The following is a 23,438-nucleotide window of genomic DNA, read 5'->3' on the forward strand; positions in this document are numbered from 1 at the left end:
AATACCGCTATCCAGATCGGGCCAGATGGCGGGCCGCGCTGACCAGCTCCTGCACGTCGGCCTGCCGGTTCCAGAGGAAGACGACTTCCAGGGGTGGGACGTCCTCCTTGATAGGGATGAATGCCAGCGCGTCAGGGATTTTCGTGCCTTCGTGGACGCAGAGGGCGTAGCCCGCGCCCGACTCCACCATGTCGATGACCAGGTCGTGCGTGGCCGCCGACGGGCCGAGGCGGGGGTGCAGGCGGTGGCGTACGAACCCTTCGAGGAAACGGCGGGCGCCCGCCACCGCGTCGGACTCCGGCATGAGCAGGGGCTCCGACGCCAGGTCCGCCAGCGACAGCGCCCCGGCGGCGGCCAGGGGATGGGCGCGCGGCAGCAGCGCGCGCACCGGGAAACGGTGGACGAGCATCCGGGCCACGCCTCTCGGCATGGAGCCGGGCGCGTAGCCGAGCCCCGCCTGCAGCGCGCCGTCGGCGATGGAGACGATCTGCTCGGCCGTCCCCATGGGGGCGACGCGCAGGTTGCCGTTCTGCAGCTGGGACAGCAGGCGGGCCACCACGTCGGTCAGCCCGTCGGCCACGCCCAGGCGCGCGACGTGGCCCTCGCTCCTCGCGGCGGTCACGGCCCGCTCGAAGGCGTCGACCGCGACGGTGGCCTGGGCCAGGAACGCCTCGCCCGCCTCGGTGAGCCGCACCCCGCTCGGCGAGCGGCTGAACAGCTCGACGCCGATCTCCTTCTCCAGCGCCCTGAGCTGCTCGGACAGTGTGGGCTGGGAGATGTGCAGTGCGGTGGCGGCCCGGCGCAGGGAGCCCGCGCGCGCGATCGCCAGTGCGTAGCGGACGTAGCGTAGATCCATCGCTCACCTCGGGCGTGATGATGATGGGCTATCGGTTGATCGAACCTCGGTATTACAAGCGGCGATAGCTTCCGTGAAGATACACAGTTATCCGCCGCCGCCGATCTTCCGGTGATGCGCGGTGATCCGCTGCTCAGGCGGCTGATCCCGGGGTTCGTACCGGTCCGGGGGCACGGGCTTCGGACGAGGGAGCCGGTCGTTACGGGTGTCCGTAAACCCGGGATGCGGCCTGTTGAGCAAGCGCTTGTCTCAGCGGGTGCGGCCGGTTAGCGTGATCGGCGAGGCGCTGACGGCATGGCTCCGCCGGCCTCGCCGGAGCGGATGGCGGCCCCTACCGGAGACGCCGGAGGAGGGAACATGCAGCCGTTCGCGGGGCGGGCGGCCGTGGCCGGGATCGGCATGACGGCCCTGACCAGGGAGTCCGGGCGCACCGAGGAGGAGCTCGCGGCCGAGGCGTGCCGGGCGGCCTGCGCGGACGCGGGGATCGCGCCGCGCGAGGTCGACGCGGTGCTCAGCTACCACATGAACGACTCAGCGCCGGCCGTGCGGGTGGCCAGGGCGCTCGGGATCGAGCGGCTCGGATGGCACAACGACATCGTCGGCGGGGGCACGCAGGCGGCGTCCATCCTGGGTGACGCTGCGATGCTGATCCAGGCCCGCCTCGCCCGCAACATCCTGATCTACCGGGCGCTCAACGGGCGTTCCGGCACGCGCATGAACACCGCCCCCACCGGCATCTCCACTGGCATCTCCACGTACGGCCTGGCGGGCCCGATCCCGCTGTTCGCCATGGCCGCCACCCGCTACCTGCACGACACCGGCCTCGCCGCCGAGCACCTGCACGCCGTCGTCGCCCAGTCCAGGCAGAACGCCGCGGCCAACCCCCGCGCCCTGCGCCGCGACCCGCTCACCCTCGACGCCTACCTGGCCAGACCGTACGTCTGCACCCCGCTGCGCACGGTCGACTGCTGCCAGGAGACCGACGGGGCGTGCGCGCTGCTGGTCAGCGCCGTGCTCGACGGGCCGCGCGTGCACGCCGCGGTGCGAGGGGGAGGGCCGGGCTGCTCGTCGATGGACCGCGCGCCCGACGCCGGCACGATCTTCTCCGCGTACGTGGCCCCGATGGTGTGGGACGCCTCCGGGATGCGGCCCGCGGACGTGGACGTGGCGCTGCTGTACGACGCCTATTCGTGGCTCGTGCCCAGGCAGCTGGAGGACTTCGGCTTCGCGGCGCGCGAGGAACTCGGGACGTACCTGATGGAGCGGCGGCACGCCTGGGTCAACCCGCACGGCGGCCTGCTCTCCGAGGGATACGTGCACGGGCTGAACAACGCCGCCCAGGCCGTCAGGGAATTGCGGGCCGGGCGATCCGTGGCGCTCGTGACGGGGTTCGGCGGGAGCTACGGGAGCGCCGCGCTGCTCGTGAGGTGAAAAATCAGCTGAAATCGCGGCGGACGTGGTCGCCGAGACCTTCGCCATCGCATGGCGCCGGATCGACGCCCTGCCGCCCGGCGGGCAGGCCTCGCTCTGGCTGTACGGAGTGGCCAGGAACGTGCGGCCAACCACCGCCGCGGCCAGGCCAGGCACCGGCACAGGAACGCGGAGCTCGACACCGAGATCGCCGACCTCTACGGCCACTCGCCCGAGAGCGGCGTCGAGCTCGGCACGATCGCGCGGGCCTTGCGCGAACTGCCCGACGACGACCGCGAGCTGATCTCGCTCGTCGCATGGGAGGGCCTGGACCACGGGGAGATCGCCAAGGTATTCGGCTGCTCGCGCAACGCCGCGCGCATCCGGCTCTACCGGGCGCGCAAGCGCCTGTCCAAGGCGCTGGCAGGTGCCGGCGTCTCCGTGGGCGGCGTCGTCATGGAGTCGTTGTGACTTCCGCCCGTACGGACTTCAGCGAAAGGAAACCTCGATGAAGATCTGCAGCAGCTCGCCAGGGTCAGCGACGAGGACCTCGCAGGACAGGCATCCGGCGCGGGGGCGCGGGCGCTCCTCGCCTCGATCACCGGCGAAGCTCTCGCCACCGTCGCGAGCGACGCGGCGGACGCTCACGCCACCAGGGGCCTGTTCCGAACCCGTACCCGCCGCCTGGCCGCGGGCGCCGTGGCCGTCGCGGGCCTCGCCGCCGCCGCCGTGATCGGCCCGGCCGTCCTCGGCGAGCACGGTCCCGCCACCTCCTACGCCAGCTCCGCCATCGACATCGAGCTGCGCGGCGAGCAGTACGTCGCCACCATCAAGGACCCGCTCGCCGAGTACGCCGAGTACACCAAGGGGTTCGCGGCGGTGGGCCTGAACGTGCGGCTGCAGCTCGTGCCCTCGTCGCCGTCCCAGGTGGGCAAGGTCACCGGCGTGCGCAGCGACGGCAGCCCCGCCGTCGGCCACCCCGACCGGTTCCCCATCGGTTCAGGCAGCGCGCCCGCGGGCTGCACGCTCGGCCGGGACGGCTGCTCGATGACCGTCACCGTGGGGAGCGACTTCACTGGTGACGCCGTCGTCAAGCTCGGCCGGCCGGCGCAGCCGGGGGAGAAGTACCAGAACTGGGGACCGGCGACGGCCGCGGGCGAGATGCTCGAAGGCTACGACCCCGCGGAGAAGACCGTCGGGGAGGTGCGCGCCGAAGCCCGCGACCGCGGCCTGAAGACGGTTTTCCAGGTCATCACCCCTGGCCCCGGCAACGTCGGTTACCGGATCGACCCCGAAAGCCGGCAGGCCGAGGTCGGCGACGGCTGGATCGTCTGGAAGGCGGAGTCGGAGCGGGCCGGCGTGCTGCGCCTGCTCGTCACCTGGGAACGCCTGCCTCGCAACCCCGCCGAGCCCGCCTGACCCGACCCGCGAGCCGGGCGCCGCGGCGCCTGACCGGGTCGTGAAACAGGGCGCGCCTAAGCGGGACGCGTGAAACGGGAATGGCGCGCCTCGGCCTCCCGCGGTCCCAGCAGGGGCCGCGCGGCCAGCCAGGCCGCCGCCCCCGCCGGATCTCCCGCCGTGACCGCACCCTCCAGAAGGCCTCGTACGGCGTCGCGTACGGGGCCTTCCGCCGTGAGCACGCCACCGGCCAGCACGAGGGGCAGACCGGGTTCGTGCACCCCGGAGGCGGTGCTCGCCAGCCTGGACGCGGCCTCGGCCACGATGGACACCGCCACCGGATCACCGCCCATGGCCGCCTCGCTCACCAGCGGCGCCAACTCGGCCAGCGCGAGGGGCGGCCGAGCATGGACCGCCGCCGCCAGCCGCGCCCCCGGATCGCCACCTGGGCCGCCGGGCAGCAGCCGCCCCAGAACCAGGTCCGCCAGCGACCCCGGCCCGGCCCGACCCCTCGTGGGCGAGGGGCGTGAGATGGTGAGGGCGCGGATGGTGGCGCGGGCGGCGGCGAGGCCGATCCAGAAGGCCGAGCCCTCGTCCCCGAGCAGCCAGCCGTACCCGTCGGCGGTGCCGGCGGGGGCGTGGTCGGTGATCCTGGCCGCGATCGCCCCCGTGCCGGAGATGAGCACGGTGCCCGACGGTGAGGGGGTGCCGGCGGCGAAGGCGGTCACGATGTCTCCCGTCACGCGTACCGGCGTGGCTCCGGGTACGCCCCGGTCGCCGGTGAAGTCCGCCCCGGGCAGAAGGGCGCCGAGGACGCGCTCGGTCAGCGTCGCGCACAGCGCGGGGTTGCCGGCCAAGCCCACGACCACGCCCACGACCACGCCCACGACCGTGCCCACGACCACGCCCACGACCGTGCCCGCGCCCGTGCCCGCGCCCGTGAGCGGGCCCGGGCGGTGGGCCGGTCCGGGGTCCGCCAGGGTTGCGCGCACGGCGGCGGTCAGGTTGGCGGCGGCGGTGTCCATGCCGAGCGCCCCCGGATTGGCGCCGCCCGCCTGCCCCCGCCGCACCAGCGTGCCGTCCAGCGTGAACAGCGTGGCCCGCGACGAGGTGCCGCCGGCGTCGACGCCCAGAACCAGGTGCATGTCAAAAATTATTGCCGAAACGCCTTGACGGCACCAGACGATGAGCATAATTATCACCGCGTGGAACTACTGAGCCGCATCAGGGCCGAGCAGCACGACATGCCCGAGGCGCTGCGCAAGGTCGCCGATGCGATTCTCGCCGCTCCGGCGGAGGCGGCCCGGCTGACCATCGTCGACCTGGCCGAGCGGAGCGCCACGTCCACGGCCACGATCACCCGATTCTGCCGCGCCCTCGGCTTCTCCGGCTACGCCGAGCTGCGGGTGGCCGTGGCCACCGAGACCGGCCGGGTGGCGCAGCAGACGTGGCAGACCGACATCGGCCGCGAGATCCTGCCCGACGACAGCCTCGATCGGGTGCTGAGCGTCGTGTCGGGCAACGACATCCGCCTGATCCAGGAGACCGGCGACCAGCTCGACCTGGCCGTGGTGGAGAAGGTCGCGCAGGCCGTGGCCAGGGCCGGGCGGGTGCTGTTGTTCGGGGTGTCGAGCAGCGCGGCCGTCGCCAGCGAGATGGAATACCGGTTGCAGCGCATGCGGGTGCCGACCTGGAGCAGGTCCGACGCCCACACCGCGCTGACCGACGCGGCGCTGCTCGGCCAGGGCGACGTGGCGATCGGCATCTCCCACAGCGGCCGGACGCGCGAGGTCATCGAGGTGCTCGCGGAGGCGGGCAGCCATGGCGCGATCACCGTGGCCGTCACCTCGCAGCCGAGGTCGCCGCTGGCCGAGGTGGCCGAGCTGGTGCTGACGACGGCGAGCCGCGCGACGAGCTACAGGTCCGAGGGTTTCGCCGCGATCCACTCGCAGCTGCTCGTCCTTGATGTCGTGTACGTGTCGGTCGCCCAGCGCACGTACGACCGGACGAAGCAGGCGTTCGACGTCACCGTACGGGCCGTGGCCGGACACCGGCTACCAGAACAGGGCCTGACAGGGCCAGGCTCACCAGAAGGGGACATATGACGGTCAATCAGCGAGTCGTCCCGCAGGCTTTCGCCGAGCACATCGCGCACCTCGTCCAGGTGATCCCGAAGGATCCGGAGATCTCGCGGGCGGCCGGCCTCTTCACCAGGGCGCTGACCGCGGGCGGCGTCATCCAGGCGTTCGGGTCGGGCCACTCGGAGGCGGTCGCCATGGAGATCGCCGGCCGCGCGGGCGGCCTCGTGCCCACCAACCGGCTCGCCCTGCGCGACATCGTCCTGTACGGCGACGCGCCCAGATCCGAGCTCGACCGCTACGACCTCGAACGCGACCCCGCCATCGCCCACACGATCCTCGACCTGGCACCCGTCCAGGAGCACGACCTGTTCGTCATCATCTCCAACTCGGGCGTCAACGGCGTGGTCGTCGAACTGGCCACGCTCGTCAAGGAGCGCGGTCACGACCTGATCGCGATCACCTCGCGCGCCCACAGCGAAGCCGTCGTGTCCCGCCATCCCTCGGGCCGCCGGCTAGCCGACCTGGCCGACGTCGTCCTCGACAACCACGCCCCCTACGGCGACGCCGTCCTGCCCCTGCCCGGCGGAGGCTCCACAGCGCCCGCGTCCATCGGAGGGGTCTCCACCATCACCTCGGCCCTGCTGGCCCAGCTCGTCGTGGCCCAGACCGTCAGCAACCTGCTCGATGCCGGTGAAGTGCCACCGGTCTACCTCTCGGCCAACGTCCCGGAGGGCGACGCGCACAACCTCCGCCTGGAGGCGCTGTACGCGGGCCGCATCCGCCGTACCGCCTGACCCGGCCGCACCCACGGCGGCGCCCGACCGGCGCCGCCCTCGTACCGGCGCCTGACCGCGCCGCAGCACCGCTGATCTTCGGTACCGCACGACAGTCGGGGGACCGCCCACTCAAGGAGAACCCCACTCATGTCCCGAAATTTCGGTAAAGTCCTGCTCTCCTTAGCCATCCCCGCTCTCCTCGTCGCCGTCTCCCTGGTCGCGCCCGCCAACGCCGACCAGGCCGTCCGCCTCCAATACCGGACCAGCGCACCCGGCGCCACCACGGCCCAGGCCGAGCCCTGGCTCCAGCTCTTCAACGACGGCACCACCACCATCCCGCTCAACCAGGTCAAGATCCGCTACTACCTCACCGGCGGCGAGACCTACCGCTTCGCCTGCTCGTGGGCGGTCGTGGGATGTTCGACGGTGACCGGCCAGTTCGTCCGCCAGGCGGGCGGCGACCAGTACCTGGAAGTGGGCTTCACCTCGGGCAGCCTGGCTCCAGGCCGGACCACCGGCGACATGCAGCTGCGCTTCTACCGCTCCGACTGGCAGACGTTCACGCAGAGCGACGACTACTCCTACGGCCCCCAGACCGCCTACTCGAACTGGGACAAGGTCACCGTCTACGTCAACGGCACGCTTTCCTGGGGGAAGCCCAACGGCAGCGACCCCGACCCCACCGTCACGCCCACCGTGCCGCCCGGGCCGGGCGGCGAGCTGTTCGACGACTTCACCTACACGGGCTCGAACGACCCGCGGCTGGCCCAGCGCGGCTGGACGGTCCGCTCCAGCTCGGGTGGCCCCGGCGTGCCCGGCGCCACCTGGTCGCCCGGCGCGATCTCGTTCCCCGGCGGCCTGCTGACGCTCGACTCCTCGACGAACGGCACCCCCTCGGGCACCGTGCAGACCGAGCTGTCCACCACCAACCGCAAGTTCCACGAGGGCACGTACGCCGCCCGCGTGCGCTTCAGCGACGCGCCGACCAGCGGCCCCGACGGCGAGCACGTGGTGCAGACGTTCTTCACCATCACCCCGCTGCGCTTCAACCTCGACCCCGACTACGGCGAGCTCGACTTCGAGTACCTGCCGAACGGCGGCTGGGGCGAGCCGGCCCACATCCTCTACGCCACGAGCTGGGAGACCTACCAGGGCGAGCCGTGGCAGGCGGTGAACACCCACACGGAGGAGCGCGCGAGCTTCGCCGGCTGGCACGACCTCGTCATCCAGGTCTCCGGCGGCCGGATGAAGTATTACGTGGACGGCCGCCTCTTCGCCGACCACGGTGACATCTACTACCCCGAGACCCCGATGTGGATCATGTTCAACCAGTGGTTCATCGACCTCCAGGGAGAGACGGGCACGCGTACGTACCGTCAGCAGGTCGACTACGTCTTCCACAGCAAGAACGAGGTTCTCTCGCCCGCCGAGGTGCAGAGCCGGGTCGGCTCGCTGCGCTCGTCCGGCACCGCGTTCAAGGACACCGTCCCCAACGTGTGATCGTGCCCCGCGCCCGCCCGGGCGGGCGCGGGCCCACCCCCCCAGCATCAGAAGGATCACTATGAAGTACCGCATCCTTGCCCTGGCGGCCGTGCTCGCGCTCGGCGCGTGCGGCACCGGCGCGGAGCCGGAGACCGGGGCGGCGGCGAGCGGCGCCCCCGCCAAGCTGACCGTCTGGATCATGGACGGCAGCGTCACGCAGGAGCTGTTGAAGAAGTTCGAGACCGAGCACGAGGCCGCGCACAAGGGTGTCGACCTCGACATCCAGATCCAGGCCTGGGACGGCATCGGCGAGCGCGTCACCGCGGCCCTGGCCAGCACCGACGCGCCCGACGTGATCGAGGTGGGCAACACCCAGGTCGCTCAGTACTCGGCCAGCGGCGGCGTCACGGACCTCACCGCGAAGATCGCCGACCTCAAGGGCGAGGACTGGCTGCCGGGGCTGGCCCAGCCGGGCAACATCGACGGCAAGCAGTACGGGATCCCCTGGTACGCCGCCAACCGCGTGGTCGTCTACAACAAGGACCTGTTCGCCGAGGCCGGCATCAAGGAGCCCCCGAAAACCCGCGACGAGTGGCTGGATATCACGACAAAGCTTAATAAAGGCGGCCACCAGGGCATCTATCTGACCGGCCAGACCTGGTACGCGCTTGCCGGATTCATCTGGGACGAGGGCGGCGACCTGGCCGTCCAGGAGGGCGGCCGGTGGAAGGGCGCCCTCGACACCCCGCAGGCCCGGGCCGGCATGGACTTCTACCAGCGGCTCCAGGCCCTCGGCAAGGGACCCAAGGACGCCGACGAGGCCAACCCGCCGCAGCACGAGGTGTTCGCGCAGGGCAAGGCCGCGCAGATCATCGCCGTCCCCGGCGTCGCCGCCCGCGTGCTGGAGGTGGACGACACGCTGAAGGACAAGATGGGCTTCTTCCCCATCCCGGGCAAGACCGCCGACAAACCCGGCACGGTCTTCACGGGCGGCTCCGACCTGATCATCCCGGTGGCCTCGCAACACCTGGACGAGGCGTACGAGCTGGTCAAGGCCCTGGCCGGGGAGAAGTTCCAGAAAGAGCTGGCCACGACGATGAGCTTCGTCCCCAACCGCACCTCGCTGGCCGGTGTGCTGTCGGGCGACGAGGGCACCGCCGCGATGGCGGTCGGCGCGGCCAACGGGCGGGCCACCCCGAACACCCCCAACTGGGCCGCGGTCGAGGCCACCTCGGTGATCAAGCAGTACATGACCGCCGTGCTCACCGGCGCCGACCCGGCGGCGGAGGCGAAGAAGGTCTCCGAGTCGATCACCACGACGCTGAACAGCGGATCCTGATGCGGGCTGGACACCGCTCGTTCTGGCCCTTCCTGCTCATCGCCCCCACGGTGGCAGGCGGGGCCTTCCTCCTGCTCTATCCCATGCTCAAGGCGGCGGTGATCTCGTTCCAGCACTTCCGCATGGGCGAGCTGATCAGGGGCGGCGCCACCCTCGCCGGCCTGGAGAACTACGCCGAACTGCTGGGCGGCGAGGAGTTCTGGCAGGTCGTGTGGCGCACGGTCGTGTGGACCGCGATCAACGTGGTGCTCATCGTGGTCCTGTCCACCGGCGTCGCCCTCATGCTCGTACGCCTGCGCCGCGGCCTGCGCCTGGCCCTGATGAGCGCCCTCGCCCTGGCCTGGGCCACCCCGATCATCGCGGCGACCACGATCTTCCAGTGGTTGTTCCAGTCGGAGCTGGGCGTGGTCAACTGGCTGCTGGTCACCCTCGGCCTCGACTCCTTCCAGGGCTACACCTGGTTCGCCGACGGCACGGCCACGTTCGCCGTGCTCGTGCTCCTGGTCGTGTGGCAGTCGGTCCCGTTCGCCGCGCTCACCCTGTACGCGGGTCTCACCACGATCCCCGCCGAGCTGTACGAGTCGGCGCGGATCGACGGCGGCAACGGCCGGCAGGTGTTCTGGAAGATCACCGTGCCGATGCTCAGGCAGCTGTTCGTGCTGATCACCTCGCTCGAGGTGATCTGGGTGGCCAAGTGTTTCCCGCAGATCTGGGTGCTCAGCCAGGGCGGCCCCGACGACGCCACCACCACCCTGCCGGTCTACGCGTTCAAGGTCGCCCGCGTGCTGCACCGCTACGACCTGGGTTCCGCGGTCGCCATGCTCACGGTCGTGATCCTCGCCGTCGCCCTGGTCAGCAACCTGCGAAGGATGGTCCGCCCGTGAAACGGCTCGCGCTCAACACGACGGCGGTCGCCGTGCTCGTGACGACGGTCTTCCCCGTCTACTGGATGTTCCTGACCGCGTTCAAGCCGACGCGGGACATCCAGGCGGCCACGCCGACGTTCTGGCCCGCCGATCCGACGCTCGACCACTTCGTCACCGCCGTCAGCGCGCCGGGGTTCTGGACCTACTGGCGCAACAGCCTGCTGGTGACGGTCGCGGCGGTGCTGATCGCGCTGGTGGTGGCGCTGCTGGCGGCGTTCGCGATGACGAGGATGCGCTGGCGGGGGCGGGGCGCGTTCGTGGTGGCGGTGTTCGCGGCGCAGATGGCGCCGTGGGAGGCGCTGCTGGTGCCGGTCTTCATCATCGCCAGGGACACCGACCTGCTCGACTCGCTGGCCATGCTGACCGGCGTCTACTTCATGATCACGCTGCCGTTCACGATCGTGACGCTGCGCGGGTTTCTCGCCGCCATCCCGCCGGAGCTGGAGGAGGCCGCGCAGGTGGACGGCTGCGGCCGGCTGGTGGCCTTCCGGCGGGTGGTCTTCCCGCTGCTGGCGCCGGGGCTGATGGCGACCTCGCTGTTCGGGTTCATCACGGCCTGGAACGAGTTCGCGTTCGTGAACGTGCTGATCATCAAGGACCAGGACAAACGCACGCTGCCGGTGTGGCTCTCGTCGTTCCGCGACGTGTTCGGCACCGACTGGGGCGCCACCATGGCCGCCGCCAGCCTGTTCGCGCTGCCCGCGCTGCTGCTCTTCCTCTTCCTGCAGCGCCGCGTCGGCACCGGGATGACGGCGGGCGCGGTCAAGGGTTGACGGGCCATCGCGCCGGATCGCACACGCAGGTTCCCCGGTGCGGCACCGTGACGACCCACCGCTGCTCCCGCAGCCGTGAGACGGCCAGCCGCGCCGTGACCTTGGCGACGCCGTACTGACGCATCAGCACCTGCTCGCTGGGGATCGCCCTGTTGGGGCGGAGTTCGCCGCGTCTGATGCGGGCAGCCAGGTCATCGGCGATGATCGCATACTTGGCCCTCGTCGGCTTCGCACGAGGCACGCCGGCAGGCCCGACGAAGGTGCCCTCGCCCCGGACGGTATGGACGAGCCGCCGCCGGCGAAGCTCCCGGGCCACGTTGCGCGCGGTGCTGCGGGCGATGTCGAACTCCGCCTCCAGGGCCGCCTCGCTCGGCACGGGTTCGCCGGTCCGCAGCTGCCCGCTGTCGATCCGCCGGTGAATCACGTCGGCGACCTGAACGTACAGCGGGACTGGGCCGTCGCGGTCGAGCATGCCCATATTCTAGACGTGTGGATACAAGTACCTAGGCAAAGTCAGTCCTGGGGCCACGACTCCTTCGGTGAGACGTAGCTGCCCCGCTGGGCGACGGTGTAGATCCATCCCTGTTCCCGCAACAGCGCCATGGCCCGCCGCACCGTCTCGCGCGCGACGTCATACTGCTTCACCAGTGCTGTCTCGCCCGGTATGGGGCGCCGGGGGAGGAATCTCCCCGCCTTGATCTGATCGCTGATGTCTGTCGCGATCTGCTGGTACAACGGCACTTTTCGCTGCTTGCGAGGTGCTTCCTCTGGTGCGCCGACGAAGGTCCCCTCGCCTTGCACGGTGTAGATGAGCCCTTCCTCGCGCAGTACGTGGACCGCCCGCCTGGCCGTGGTCCTGGCGACCCCGAACTCGTGCTGGATGTCGGCCTCGCTCGGCACCGGGTGCCCGGAGTCGAGCTTCGCGATCCGACCGCGGAGGATGTCGGCGATCTGGACGTAGACGTGAGTGTCGCCTTCGTAGTCGAGCACATAGGAAACATAGGCCAATGCGGGCAAGAGTTCACATATCGTTCTGTCTAAATAGACAGAGCTATCGCTACATGTAGACAAGAGAAGACGACCAGATCTATGGTTGCGGCATGTCGCAACCATCGTCGATGCCTGATGATCGGTTTCACTCTGCCCATGTGCCAGAGCATGGTCCCGGCTTCACCCGGCTGACGTGGGACCCCGTTTGGGCGGTGGAAAAACGTATACGTGTCTGCGACTACACGTGTGACTGCGTGCCGACGTACTACGAGCTGTGCCAGGCCGGCGGGCAGTACTTCATCCGCAGGACCCGCCGGGTCGGTGGAGAGGTCCTGGTCGACCAGTCCGCCCTCGGCGGGCGCGCCCAGACATTCCTCGTCTGGATCAAAGTGCTGACGGGGGTGGCAGGTTGATCAGGATGGGTGGTCTCAAGTACGGGACGCGGAGGTGAAGGCGGTGTGCAGGGCCTTGGTGTCGGGCTCCGGAAGCTGGTCGCGGGCCGCCAGCCAGGCCGCCGCGCTCGCCGCGTCGCCCGCCGTCGTGACCTGCTCGCCCGCGAGCAACTCCGTCACGGCCTGGCGTACCGGCCCGGGGTTGGTCAGCACGCTGCCGGCGAGCACCACGGGCCCCGAGGTGTGCACCCTTCTGAGCGTGGCCACCAGGTGGCCGGCCGCCTCGCGCACGATCCCGGCGGCCAGCGGGTCGCCTTCTGACGCGGCCCGGCTGACCAGCGCCGACAACGCCGCCAGGCGCATGTGGTCGGCCTGCGCCAGGCGTACGATGCGGTCGGCGACGGCGCGCGGCGCGGCGGGCCGCTCGTCCCCGAGGAAGTGCTCGCCGACGAGAGCGACGAGCAGGCCGCTGCCGGCTTCCGCGCCGCCCGCCCCAGAAGCGGGATCGCGGTCCGCTCCCGTGCCGGAAGCGGGATCCCGGTCCGGAACCGTGCGCTCCAGGGCCGTGCGGTCCAGGGCCGCGACCGGCAGGCCGCGGTCGAAGGCGTCGACCACCGCCTTGGCGGCCTCGCGGCCGATCCAGAAGCCCGAGCCCGCGTCGCCCAGCAACCATCCCAGCCCGTCGGCGACCGCGCCGAGCTCGAACCCGGCGATCTTGGCCGCGACCGCGCCCGTGCCCGACAGCAGCAGCGAACCGTCCGGCTCGGGCGACCCCGCGGCGTAGGCGATCGTCACGTCACCCATGTAGCGCGGCTCCGCGGTGATGCCGTGCCCGGCCCACACCTTGGCCAGGGCGGGCACCATCTCCTCGACGTGCCCCGCGACCCCGGCCAGCGAGGCGACCACCCGCGATCCGTCGAGGGACCCGAGCGCCTGCCCGAGCGCGGTCTCGATCGCCGAAACCGCCTTGGCCAGCCCGTGGGCGGTCGGATTGCCCGCGCCCGCCCGGGCATAGCCCACCCGCGTGCCGTCGAGCCGGTGAACGGCGACTCGCGTGGAGGTGGCTCCGGCATCGACACCGACGACTAGCGATTCCATCACGGACTGAGTCTGGGGCTTGACGTGGGCAGGAAGCAAGAATAATTTTCGCCAGAAGACCGAGTATTCGGAAGGAATATTCGTGACTTCAGGAGCGCTAGGGCGCGTCGAAACAGAGCTACCCGGTTTGCCGGAGGCGCTGCGCAGGGTGGGCGAGGTGATTCTCGGCGACCCGGCCGAGGCCGCGCGCTCGACCATCATCGCGCTGGCCGAGCGCGCCGGCAGCTCGCCCGCCACCGTGACCAGGTTCTGCCGGGCGTTCGGCTTCTCCGGCTACGCCGAGCTGCGCGTCGCCCTCGCCACCGAGACCGGGCGGGCGGCGCAGGCGGGCTGGGGAGCGGGCGTCGGCCACGAGATCGGCCCCGACGACCCGCTCGACGCGGCCATCGAGGTGATGGCCGCCGCCGACGTCCGGCTGATCCAGGACACCGCCGCCCAACTCGACCTCGACGTGGTCGCCCAGGTGGCCGCCGCCATCGTGGCCGCCCCGCGCGTCCTCCTGGTCGGCGTCTCCACCAGCGGTAACGTCGCCACCATGTTCGAAGGCCGGCTGCGCCGCATCGGCGTCCCCTGCTGGAGCGCGGGAGACGCCCACGTGGCGCTGTCGGAGGCGGCGCTGCTCAAGGACGGCGACGTGGCCGTCGGCATCAGCCACAGGGGCCGCACCCGCGAGGTCATGGAGGCGCTGGCCGAGGCCGGCAGCCACGGCGCGCTCACGGTCGCCGTCACCTCTTTCGCCCGTTCCCCGCTGGCCGAGCTGGCCGAGCTCGTGCTGACCACCGCCAGCAGGGAGACCACGTTCCGGCTCGGCGGGCTGGCCGCCGTGCACTCGCAGCTGTTCGTGCTGGACGCCGTCTACGTGGCGATCGCCCAGAGCACGTACGAACGGACCAACGAGGCGTTCGAGCGAACGATCAGCGCCGTGGAGAGCCATCGGGTGGAGAGAGGCTAGATGACGTACGCAGACAGGGTCCTCGATCTGGCGCGCCAGGTCGCGAAGAGCCAGACCGAGCAGGTGCGCAAGGCGGCGGAACTGCTCGTGACCTCGCTCAGGGCGGACGGCGTGGTCAACGCCTTCGGCTCGGGGCATTCCGAGGCCATCGCCATGGAGATCGCCGGACGGGCCGGCGGTCTCGTCCCGAGCAACCGCCTCACGCCGAGAGACCTCGTCCTGTACGGCGGGCAGCCGCCCGGCGTGCTGACCCCGGAGCTCGAGCGTGACCCGGCGGTCGCGCGGCAGATCTACGACCTGGCGCCGGTCGCGCCGCAGGACGTGTTCGTGCTGATCTCCAGCTCGGGCGTGAACGGCACGGTCGTCGAGCTGGCGAGGATCGTCAAGGACCAGGGCCATCCCCTGATCGCGTTGACCTCGGTCAAGCACAGCACCCAGATGACCTCGCGCCACCCGTCGGGCAGCAAGTTGCTCGACCTGGCCGACGTCGTGCTGGACAACGGCGCCCCCTACGGCGACGCCCTCCTCGAGCTGCCCGGAGGCGGCAGCTACGGCGCGGTGTCCACGATCACCTCCGCGCTGCTCGCGCAGATGGTGGTCACCGAGGCGGTGGACGAGCTCGTGGCGATGGGCGAGACGCCTCCCATCTACCTGTCGGCCAACGTGGCGGGCGGGGACGAGCACAACAAGGCGCTGGAGAGCCGCTACGCAGGGCGAATCCGGCGCGGAGCATGACAAGTCAGGAGCAGTAACCATGCCCAACACCCCCCATATCACCAGGCGTGAGCTTCTTCGCGGTGCCGCTCTCGTGCCCGTGGCGGGCGCGCTCGCCGCGTGCGCGACCCCCGCGGCCCAGCCCGCGCCCTCGTCGGCGGCGCCGGCCGCCACGAGCGCGGCCAACCCGTTCGGCGTGGGCGACAAGCCCCTCGAGGTGTGGATCTTCGACGGCGGCTTCGGCCAGGCCTACGCCACGGACATCCACCAGCCGCTGTTCAAGAGCAAGTACGCGAAGGTGGAGATCAAGCACAACTCCACCAAGGAGATCACCAAGGTCCTCCAGCCGCGCTTCGCCGGTGGGAACCCTCCCGAGGTGATCGACAACTCCGGCGCCAACGCCATGGACTTCGGCGCCCTGGCCCAGGACGGCCAGCTCCAGGACCTGACGCCGCTGCTCGACGCGCCCTCGTGGGACGACCCCAACGTCAAGGTGCGCGACCTGCTGGACCAGTCGGTGATCGACATCGGCACCTACGACGGCAAGTTCAGCGTGCTCGGTTACGTCAACTACATCCACGGCATCTGGTATTCGCAGAAGGTCTTCGAGGACAACGGCTGGGAGGTCCCGAAGACCTGGGACGCCTTCCTCGATCTGTGCGAGACCATCAAGAAGTCGGGCAAGATGGCGCCCTTCACCTACGCCGGCAAGCACCCGCAGTACCTGTACGAGCCGCTGCTCACCATGGCCGCGAAGATCGGCGGCAACGACGTGCTGGTCAACATCGACAACCTGGAGGACGGCGCCTGGACCGCCGAGCCCATGGTGACCGCCGCCGAGAAGTGGGCCGAGGTGGGTGCCAAATACCTCATGCAGGGCACGGCGGGCCTCGACCACGTGCAGACGCAGACCGCCCAGAACAAGTACCAGGTGGCCATGCTGCCCTGCGGTTCGTGGCTGGAGAACGAGCAGAAGACCACCACACCTGAGGACTTCGCGTACGCGATGTTCCCCATCCCCGACGTCACGAGCTCCGACGCGATGCCGTACGGCACCCTGGACACCCGGCCCGGCGAGAACTTCATCGTCTCGGCCAAGAGCGCCCACCCGCAGGCCGGCATGGAATACCTGCGGGCCATGTTGTCGAAGAAGGCCGCCGGCGACTTCAGCGAGCTGGTCACCACGGTCACGACGGTCAAGGGCGCGAGCGAGGGCCGCGACATCTCGCCGGGCGTCACCAGCGCCTCCAAGGCGGTCGCCGACGCGGGCGAGAACACCGTCTACTACCGCTGGCCGACGTGGTACGGCCCGCTCAACGACGAGGCCAAGGCCGCCACCGGAGAGCTCATGACCGGCGGCCTGACCCCGAAGGCCTACCTCGAGCGCGTCCAGAAGAAGGCCGACGAGATCAAGAACGACTCCTCCATCAAGAAGTACAAGCGCTGATGGTGCTGTTCAACAGGTATCGCCGCGGGCTGTTCATCACCTCGTTCCTGGCAGCCCCGGTGATTCTCTACCTGGTCTACGTGATCTCGCCCTACGTCCAGGCGTTCTACATCGCGATGACCGACTGGCGCGGCGTGACGGCCGCGCCGAACTTCATCGGGCTCGACAACTTCGAGCGGCTGCTGGGTGACAACGTCTTCTGGAAGGCGGTCACCCACAATGTCGCCCTGCTGGTGTTGCTGCCGGTGATCACGATCGTCATCGCGCTGTTCTTCGCCTTCCTGCTCAACGTGGGCGGGAAGCAGGGCGTGTCGGGCATTCGCGGGTCGGGCTTCTACCGGGTGGTCTTCTTCTTCCCTCAGGTCCTGGCCGTCACCATCGTGGCGGTGCTCTTCCAGCAGGTGTTCAGGCCCGACGGCAGCGGCATGCTGAACGGGCCGCTGATGGGGCTCGGGCAGGTGTTCGGGCCCGACGGCAGATGGCCGCTGACGGCGTTCGAGTTCGGCCCGGTCGGGTTCCTGTCCGACCCTGACGTCGCGTTCTGGTCGGTGCTCGGCGTCCTGGTGTGGCAGGCGGTCGGCTTCTACGTCGTGCTGTTCTCTGCCGGGCTGGCGAGCATCCCCAAGGACATGTTCGAGGCCGCCCAGATCGACGGCGCCAACCGGGTCACCCTGTTCTTCCGCGTCACGCTCCCGCTGTTGTGGGACACCGTCCAGGTCGCCTGGGTCTATCTGGGGATCCTCGCCATGGACGTCTTCGCGATCGTCTGGGTGATGACCGACCAGCAGGGCGGGCCCGACTGGTCGACCACGGTCATGGCGGCCGAGATCTACCGCAACGCCTTCGAATACTTCCGCTTCGGCTACGCCTCCGCCCTCGGCGTGGTGATGTTCTTCTTCACCGTCGGTTTCGCGGTCCTGTCACTGCGCCTGTCGCGGCGCGAACGAATCGAGTACTGAGAGATGGCAACGACGACTCCGGCGACCACAGGGACGCATTCGAGGAGCGCCCTCCGCGTGGAGCGGAGACGGCGGCTGGGGCCGATGGGCGTGTTGACGCACGCGGCGCTGGGCATCTGGACCCTCCTCGTGACGGTGCCGATCATCTGGACCTTCCTGGCCTCGGTCAAGAGCGAGGACGAGATCTTCGGCGACGCCTGGTCGCTGCCGGCCACGCTGCAGTGGGACAACTTCGCCAGGGCCTGGGAGCAGGCCCGCATCGGCCAGTACATGGTCAACAGCCTCGTCGTCGTGTCGTTCAGCACGTTCGGCACGATGCTGGTCGGCTCGATGGCGGCGTACGTGCTGGCGCGCTATCCCTTCCGCGGCAACCGGGCGATCTACATGTTGTTCGTCTCGGGCCTGGCCTTCCCGTTCTTCCTGGCGCTGACCCCGCTGTTCTTCGTGGTGCAGAACATGGGCAACGTGCCGGTGGTCGGGCCGTTCATCGGCCTGAACACGTACGCGGGCGCGGTGCTGGTCTACATCGCCTACTCCATGCCGTTCACCGTCTTCTTCCTGTCCGCCTTCTTCCGCACGCTGCCGACGGCGGTCGCGGAGGCCGCGATGGTGGACGGCGCGTCGCACACCAGGATCTTCTTCCAGATCATGTTGCCGATGGCCAAACCCGGCATCATCAGCATCACGATCTTCAACATCCTGGGCCAGTGGAACCAGTACCAGATCCCGCTGATCCTGCTCCAGGACCGCGAGAAGTGGGTGCTCACCCAGGGCATCGCGGACATCTCCACCGCCGCCGGATACGACGCGGACTGGGCGGCCCTGTTCGCCGCGCTCACCCTGGCCATCCTGCCCATGCTGGTCGTCTACACGGTCTTCCAGCGGCAGATCCAGTCCGGCCTGACCGCGGGGGCGCTCAAGTGACGCCGGCAGTGACGCAGGCGGGGCCGCGTACGGACGCGGCCCCGCCCGAGCGCGTCAGCAGCGGTTGATCCGGGAGTTCACCAGCTCGATGTTGCGGATGACGATGTTGTTCCCGCACGGGTTCTCGTTGATGGCGGAGTTGGTCAGCGTCAGGTTCTGCAGCGTGATGTCCGACGTCACGGGGAACTCGCTGCGGGCGGCGATGCGGATGTCGGAGCCGTTCACGGTGCCGCTCTGGGCGGCGATGGTGACGTTGTAGCAGTTCTCGATCAGGATCGAGTTGCTGCCGGTGCCGGAGATGTCCACGCGGTCGATGACGGCGCCGCCGCTCTCCGAGACGCAGAAGACGCCGCGTCCGCCGCCCCTGGCGATGACGGTGCCGACCCGGACGTTGGTCGGGTAGCCGCTGCCGATGCGGCCGTTGCGGTTGGCCATGCGGAAGGCCGCGTATCCGGTGCCGGTGCCGGCGCCCTGGGCGTCGACGGTGCCGACCGTGGCGTTGATCGTGTCGTTGAACAGCAGGCCGGACTCGCCGGTGTTCCTGGCCGTGACGGTGCCGATGGTGATGCCGTCCACGCCGTACGTCTCGACGCCGTGGCTGCTGCCGCCGGAGGCGTACACGCTGTCGATGCGCACGTTGCGGGTGCGGACGTTCCTGTTGGCGTGGTTGTCGATGCGGACGCCGAGCCCGGCCGACCCGAGCCGCAGGTCGAGCCGGCCGAGCGTGATGTTGGTGCCGTTGCGGACGAACACCCCGAAGTAGGGGTTGCCGGTCACGTTGAGGTGGGTGACCTCGACGTCGGTGACGTTCTGGGCGCGTACGGCCGCGCTGTTGGCGCTGATCGTGCCGGACACGTTGATCGTGCCGCACACCTCCAGGACGGTGTAGCTGGGCAGGTCGAGCGACTGGTTGGCGTTCATGGAGCCGGAGCCGCGGACGATCACCTTCTGCTTGGAGGTGCGCCCTGAGGTGAGGCTGCCGACGGCGCGGCGCATGGCCTCGATCATGCTGGCGCCGGTGTAGAGCGTGGTGCCGCCGTTCCTGGCCGTCCAGGTGCCGTTGCTGAGCACGGCCTCGGCGTCGAACGACCCGCTGCCGCAGTCGCCGGACCCGCCGCCGCCCATCTTGACGAGCTGCCACTGCTGGTTGGCGCCGCCGAGGTCGTCCCACTGGGAGATCCTGGCGCCGTCACCGGTGCCCCACTCCCACACCTCCAGCGCCTTGCCGCTGTTGCGGTTGATCAGCCGGACGTGGCCGCCGTCGGAGTCGGCCAGGCGGAACTGCTGGTTGGCGGCGTTCAGGTCGGCCCACTGGACGATCTGCGCGCCGCCCTCGGTCGACCACTCGTAGACGTCCAGCACCTTGCCGCTGTGGCGCGACTTGAGCCGGTAGTAGCCGTCGCCGGAGCTGACGAACTGCCACTGCTGCTGGTTGCCGTCGTTGCGGGCCCACTGCACGATGGGCGCGCCGTCGTTGGTCGCGAAGTCGTACAGGTCGAGGGCCTTGCCGCTGTGCCGGTTGACCAGCACGTACCAGGCGCTGGTGTCGACGCTCGCCGCGACGGCGGGCGGCGGCTGAGCGATGACGGCGCCGGCCAGGGCGAGGAACGCCGCCGTCAGGACGGCGAGCAGGCGCCGCCAGCCTCGTCCGGTGGCCTGAGGTAAGGATCTCACTGTCTGCTCCCATCCTGAAGGAAAGCGCTTTCCTGGGATCAGATCAGCGAGTGACGGAGCCTAAGTCAAGCGAGCAGGTACCGTCAGGCCCGCCTGCCTGCCCGAACCCGCTGAAACGTTCATCCGGGGAGCGGGCTCGCTCTGACGGGCTGCCCGGCCCTGACGTCGACGCCTGAGCCTCACAACTCGGCGCGCAGTTCGCGGGCGGCCGCGACCACGTTCGCCAGCGACGCCTCCACCTGCTCGTACGTCCGCGTCTTCAGCCCGCAGTCCGGGTTGACCCACACCCGCTCGGCGGGCAGCACCGCCAGCGTCCTGCGCAGCAGCTCCTCGACCTCCGCCGCGCCCGGCACGCGCGGCGAGTGGATGTCGTAGACGCCCGGCCCGAGCCCGCGCCCGAACGCCTCCACCGCCCCCAGGAGCCTGCCTCCCGACCGGGCCGACTCGATGGTGGTCACGTCTGCGTCCAGGCCGTCGATGGCGGCCAGGATCTGATCGGCGTCCGAATAGCACAGGTGCGTGTGGATCTGCGTGCGGTCGCTCGCCCCCGACGTGGCCCTCCGGTACGCCGCCACCGCCCACTCCAGGTAGTCGGCCTGCGCGGCCCGCCGCAGCGGCAGCAGCTCGCGCAGCGCCGGCTCGTCCACCTGGATGATCTTCACCCCGGCCGCCTCCAGGTCGCTCACCTCCTCGCGCACCGCGTCGGCAACCTGGAACACCACGTCGCGCAGCGGCAGGTCGTCGCGGACGAACGACCAGGCCACGATGGTGACGGGCCCGGTGAGCATGCCCTTCACCGGCTTGTCCGTGAGCGACTGCGCGTAAGCGGCCCACCGGACGGTGATCGGCGAAGGACGGCTGACGTCGCCGTGCAGGATGGGCGGCCGGGTGCAGCGCGACCCGTACGACTGGACCCAGCCGTTGGCGGTGACGGCGAAGCCGTCGAGGTGCTCGGCGAAATACTGCACCATGTCGTTGCGCTCGGGCTCGCCGTGCACGAGGACGTCGAGGCCGAGCCGCTCCTGCAGCCGGATGACCCGCTCGATCTCGGCCTCGACCCGCCGCTCGTAGTCCTCCTGCGGCAGCGTGCCCGCCGCGACCTCCGCCCTGGCCGCGCGGAGCTCGCCGGTCTGCGGGAACGACCCGATCGTGGTGGTCGGCAGCGGGGGCAGCCGCAGGTGCTCGGCCTGGGCCGCCGCGCGCTCCGCGTACGGGCCGCGCCCCTCCGCCGCCACGGGCGCGGGCAGCGCCACGGAAGGCCCGGCGGGGGCGGGGCCGTGGAAGGGCGAGCGGGAGAGCGCCACCACCTCAGCGACCTTCTGCTCGGCGAACGCCAGCCGCTCCTTCAACGCCGGATCCAGCCCGGGCTCGGCCGCCACGTCGTACGGCACGTGCAGCAGCGAGCACGAGGTGCTCACCGTCACCCGCCCGGCGCGTACGGCGGCCAGCGCCGCCAGCGCCCGCTCGGGCGAGGTGCGCCACACGTCGCGCCCGGACACGACGCCCGCGACCACGGTCTTGCCCGGCAGGTCGATCTCCGGCACGCCGCCCCTGACCAGGTCGACGCCGATGGCCTCCACCGGCGTGCCGGCCAGCACCGGCAGCGCCTCTCCCGCCGCGCCGAAGTACGTGGCCACGAACAACCCCGGCCGCGCGGCGGCGGCCCCCAGCCGCTCGTACGCGGTCCGTACGGCGGCCAGCTCCTCCGGCGTCCGGTCGGCCACCAGCGCTGGCTCGTCGAGCTGCACCCATGCGACGCCCTCCGCGGCGAGCGCGGCCAGCAGCTCCTCGTAGCAGCCGAGCACCTCGTCGAGCCGGTCGAGGGCCGAGGCCAGCAGCAGGAACGTCACCGGCCCCACCACCACGGGCCGCGTCTCGTACCCGAGTGCCCGCGCCTCCCGCACCTCGGACAGCGGCTTGGCCGCGTCGAGCTCGAACACCGTGTCGGGGCCGATCTCCGGCACGATGTAGTGGTAGTTCGTGTCGAACCACTTCGTCATCCGCAGCGGCGCGACCTCGTCGGTGCCTCTGGCCATCGCGAAATAGGGGTCGTCCGCGTCGCGGTAGCGCGCCGGCACCGCGCCCAGCAGCACGGCCGTGTCCAGCATCTGGTCGTACATCGAGAAGGTGTTGCTCGGCAGCCCTTCCAGCCCCAGCTCGGCCAGCCTGCGCCAGGTCCGCTCGCGGATCCGGGCGCCCGCCCGGTCCAGCTCGTCGCGGGTGGCGCGCCCGTCCCAGTAGGACTCCAGCGCCCGCTTCAGCTCTCTGCGCGGGCCGATCCGCGGGTAGCCGAGCACCGTGGACGTGGGAAATGGGGACATCTCGCAGGCTCCCTAGGACGTGGATCAGATCGCTGCGATCCTGCCGAGTACCCCGTGAGTCATGCACTATGTATTGGTGCTGCTTATGCTCAGGGAGATCCACTGCTTCACCAGGGTGGCGGAACGGCTCAGCTTCTCCAGGGCCGCCGCCGACCTGGGGATGTCGCAGCCCGCCATGAGCCAGGCCATCACCCGACTCGAACGCGCCACCGGCATCCAGCTCTTCCAGCGCACGGCCCGCGAGGTGCGGCTCACGGCGGAGGGCAAGGCGCTGCTCGCGCACGCGCGGCAGGTGATCGAGTCGGCCCGGGCGTTCACCGATGAGGCCGCGCGGCTTGCCCGGCCGACCATTCACCTCGCTTATCCACCGCTCGTCGGCACTCTCGCCGCGCGGATCGCCAGGCGGCTCGCGAGCCGCACCCCGTCACTCGGCGTGGAGCTCCGGCCCGCCGGGCGGGGCGCGGCGGCGCAGGCGCTGGCGAGCGGCGAGATCTCCGCGGCGATCCTCGCCACCCCCGCTCCCGCGCGGTTCGTCACGGCCGCCCGGTTCCACGTCACCGTCGACCACCTGGCCGTCCCCGTGAGCCACCGGCTGGCGCCCTCGGCCAGGGTCGCCCCGGCGGAGCTGGGCGGCCAGGTGCTGCTCACGCCGTTCAGCCGGCCGTGGTCAGGGTTGCCCGGCCGCGCGCGCATGGTGGCCGACGACGACTTCGCCGCCGCGCTCGACCTGGTGGCGGCGGGCGCCGGGCTGCTGCCGATCCCGCAGCTCCTGGCCAGGACCATCAAGCGGGACGACGTGCGCTTCGTGCCGCTCGACGCGGGCGACCTGCGCATCACCTACGCCCTGGCCTGGTCGAAGGACCATGTCACGCCGGAGCTGATGGCCCTGGTGCAGGCCGTTCAGGACGCCCTGTGGACCAGGTGAG

The 23,438-nt window shown here is 70.5% G+C and carries 23 protein-coding genes; 16 read left to right on the top strand and 7 right to left on the bottom strand.

The features are described 5' to 3' along the window. Window positions 1–7: 7 nt before the first annotated feature. The gene (locus ACTWPV_RS00430; protein WP_443150142.1) at window positions 8–856 is read right to left on the bottom strand and encodes a LysR family transcriptional regulator; all 849 of its coding nucleotides are present in this window, start codon (window positions 854–856) and stop codon (window positions 8–10) included. A gap of 357 nt (window positions 857–1,213) precedes the next feature. Between ACTWPV_RS00430 and ACTWPV_RS00435 the strand changes: the two genes are divergently transcribed. The 3 genes from ACTWPV_RS00435 to ACTWPV_RS00445 all read left to right on the top strand — a co-directional run bounded on the left by ACTWPV_RS00435 (window position 1,214) and on the right by ACTWPV_RS00445 (window position 3,685). Continuing rightward, complete coding sequence (locus tag ACTWPV_RS00435) at window positions 1,214–2,287, top strand: thiolase C-terminal domain-containing protein (RefSeq protein ID WP_443150143.1); 1,074 nt, start codon at window positions 1,214–1,216, stop codon at window positions 2,285–2,287. A gap of 51 nt (window positions 2,288–2,338) precedes the next feature. Then, complete coding sequence (locus ACTWPV_RS00440; protein ID WP_443150144.1) at window positions 2,339–2,737, top strand: RNA polymerase sigma factor; 399 nt, start codon at window positions 2,339–2,341, stop codon at window positions 2,735–2,737. A 228-nt stretch (window positions 2,738–2,965) separates the two neighbouring features. Beyond that, a complete protein-coding gene (locus ACTWPV_RS00445; protein WP_443150145.1) occupies window positions 2,966–3,685 on the top strand; it encodes a hypothetical protein in 720 nt (239 codons plus the stop codon). Between the two features lie 56 nt (window positions 3,686–3,741). Here ACTWPV_RS00445 and ACTWPV_RS00450 read toward each other — a convergent pair whose 3' ends face one another. Then, entirely contained in the window at window positions 3,742–4,809 is a 1,068-nt protein-coding gene (locus ACTWPV_RS00450) for an N-acetylglucosamine kinase (protein WP_443150146.1), read from the bottom strand. Window positions 4,810–4,869: 60 nt separating this feature from the next. Between ACTWPV_RS00450 and ACTWPV_RS00455 the strand changes: the two genes are divergently transcribed. The 6 genes from ACTWPV_RS00455 (at window position 4,870) to ACTWPV_RS00480 (ending at window position 11,041) form a co-directional block, all read left to right on the top strand. After that, the gene (locus ACTWPV_RS00455; RefSeq protein ID WP_443150147.1) at window positions 4,870–5,769 is read left to right on the top strand and encodes a MurR/RpiR family transcriptional regulator; all 900 of its coding nucleotides are present in this window, start codon (window positions 4,870–4,872) and stop codon (window positions 5,767–5,769) included. Next, window positions 5,766–6,539, top strand: coding sequence for a sugar isomerase domain-containing protein (locus tag ACTWPV_RS00460; RefSeq protein ID WP_443150148.1), 774 nt, complete (start codon window positions 5,766–5,768; stop codon window positions 6,537–6,539). The genes ACTWPV_RS00455 and ACTWPV_RS00460 overlap by 4 nt, the downstream gene beginning before the upstream one ends. A gap of 129 nt (window positions 6,540–6,668) precedes the next feature. Continuing rightward, window positions 6,669–8,021, top strand: coding sequence for a cellulose binding domain-containing protein (locus ACTWPV_RS00465; protein ID WP_443150149.1), 1,353 nt, complete (start codon window positions 6,669–6,671; stop codon window positions 8,019–8,021). Between the two features lie 61 nt (window positions 8,022–8,082). Then, complete coding sequence (locus ACTWPV_RS00470) at window positions 8,083–9,342, top strand: extracellular solute-binding protein (RefSeq protein WP_443150150.1); 1,260 nt, start codon at window positions 8,083–8,085, stop codon at window positions 9,340–9,342. Then, entirely contained in the window at window positions 9,342–10,226 is an 885-nt protein-coding gene (locus tag ACTWPV_RS00475) for a carbohydrate ABC transporter permease (protein WP_443150151.1), read from the top strand. The genes ACTWPV_RS00470 and ACTWPV_RS00475 overlap by 1 nt, the downstream gene beginning before the upstream one ends. Next, window positions 10,223–11,041 carry a carbohydrate ABC transporter permease gene (locus tag ACTWPV_RS00480; protein ID WP_443150152.1) on the top strand — a complete coding sequence of 273 codons (819 nt, stop codon included), beginning with the start codon at window positions 10,223–10,225 and terminating at the stop codon, window positions 11,039–11,041. Before ACTWPV_RS00475 ends, ACTWPV_RS00480 begins: the two co-directional genes overlap by 4 nt. Here ACTWPV_RS00480 and ACTWPV_RS00485 read toward each other — a convergent pair. Next, the gene (locus ACTWPV_RS00485; protein ID WP_443150153.1) at window positions 11,031–11,513 is read right to left on the bottom strand and encodes a GntR family transcriptional regulator; all 483 of its coding nucleotides are present in this window, start codon (window positions 11,511–11,513) and stop codon (window positions 11,031–11,033) included. The two genes, ACTWPV_RS00480 and ACTWPV_RS00485, sit on opposite strands and share 11 nt — an antisense overlap. Before the next feature lie 41 nt (window positions 11,514–11,554). Continuing rightward, a complete protein-coding gene (locus tag ACTWPV_RS00490; protein ID WP_443150154.1) occupies window positions 11,555–12,031 on the bottom strand; it encodes a GntR family transcriptional regulator in 477 nt (158 codons plus the stop codon). A gap of 212 nt (window positions 12,032–12,243) precedes the next feature. Here ACTWPV_RS00490 and ACTWPV_RS00495 point away from each other — a divergent pair, with 212 nt between their 5' ends. Further along, on the top strand, window positions 12,244–12,444 hold the full coding sequence (locus ACTWPV_RS00495; RefSeq protein ID WP_443150155.1) for a hypothetical protein: 201 nt from the start codon (window positions 12,244–12,246) through the stop codon (window positions 12,442–12,444). 15 nt (window positions 12,445–12,459) lie between these two features. Here ACTWPV_RS00495 and ACTWPV_RS00500 read toward each other — a convergent pair whose 3' ends face one another. Beyond that, window positions 12,460–13,521 (bottom strand): N-acetylglucosamine kinase, encoded by a 1,062-nt coding sequence (locus ACTWPV_RS00500; RefSeq protein WP_443150875.1) that lies wholly within the window; start codon window positions 13,519–13,521, stop codon window positions 12,460–12,462. Window positions 13,522–13,603: 82 nt separating this feature from the next. Between ACTWPV_RS00500 and ACTWPV_RS00505 the strand changes: the two genes are divergently transcribed. Genes ACTWPV_RS00505 through ACTWPV_RS00525 form a run of 5 tightly spaced genes read left to right on the top strand, consistent with a single transcriptional unit; the run spans window position 13,604 to window position 18,517 of the window. Next, complete coding sequence (locus ACTWPV_RS00505; RefSeq protein WP_347641490.1) at window positions 13,604–14,473, top strand: MurR/RpiR family transcriptional regulator; 870 nt, start codon at window positions 13,604–13,606, stop codon at window positions 14,471–14,473. Continuing rightward, window positions 14,474–15,208: a sugar isomerase domain-containing protein gene (locus tag ACTWPV_RS00510; RefSeq protein ID WP_443150156.1), complete on the top strand. Its 735-nt coding sequence runs from the start codon at window positions 14,474–14,476 to the stop codon at window positions 15,206–15,208. A gap of 19 nt (window positions 15,209–15,227) precedes the next feature. Continuing rightward, window positions 15,228–16,634, top strand: coding sequence for an N-acetylglucosamine/diacetylchitobiose ABC transporter substrate-binding protein (gene ngcE / locus ACTWPV_RS00515; RefSeq protein WP_347641492.1), 1,407 nt, complete (start codon window positions 15,228–15,230; stop codon window positions 16,632–16,634). After that, window positions 16,634–17,593: a carbohydrate ABC transporter permease gene (locus ACTWPV_RS00520; protein ID WP_443150157.1), complete on the top strand. Its 960-nt coding sequence runs from the start codon at window positions 16,634–16,636 to the stop codon at window positions 17,591–17,593. The genes ngcE and ACTWPV_RS00520 overlap by 1 nt, the downstream gene beginning before the upstream one ends. Window positions 17,594–17,650: 57 nt before the next feature. Continuing rightward, on the top strand, window positions 17,651–18,517 hold the full coding sequence (locus ACTWPV_RS00525) for a carbohydrate ABC transporter permease (protein WP_443150158.1): 867 nt from the start codon (window positions 17,651–17,653) through the stop codon (window positions 18,515–18,517). 54 nt (window positions 18,518–18,571) lie between these two features. On the opposite strand, the gene ACTWPV_RS00530 is transcribed toward ACTWPV_RS00525, so the two are convergent. Then, the gene (locus ACTWPV_RS00530; RefSeq protein WP_443150876.1) at window positions 18,572–20,149 is read right to left on the bottom strand and encodes an RICIN domain-containing protein; all 1,578 of its coding nucleotides are present in this window, start codon (window positions 20,147–20,149) and stop codon (window positions 18,572–18,574) included. Between the two features lie 221 nt (window positions 20,150–20,370). Continuing rightward, on the bottom strand, window positions 20,371–22,512 hold the full coding sequence (gene metE, locus ACTWPV_RS00535) for a 5-methyltetrahydropteroyltriglutamate--homocysteine S-methyltransferase (RefSeq protein WP_443150159.1): 2,142 nt from the start codon (window positions 22,510–22,512) through the stop codon (window positions 20,371–20,373). 85 nt (window positions 22,513–22,597) lie between these two features. Between metE and ACTWPV_RS00540 the strand changes: the two genes are divergently transcribed. After that, window positions 22,598–23,437: a LysR family transcriptional regulator gene (locus ACTWPV_RS00540; RefSeq protein WP_443150877.1), complete on the top strand. Its 840-nt coding sequence runs from the start codon at window positions 22,598–22,600 to the stop codon at window positions 23,435–23,437. Window position 23,438 lies beyond the last annotated feature (1 nt).

It is taken from the genome of Nonomuraea sp. KM88 (assembly GCF_052245635.1).
Classification (GTDB): domain Bacteria; phylum Actinomycetota; class Actinomycetes; order Streptosporangiales; family Streptosporangiaceae; genus Nonomuraea.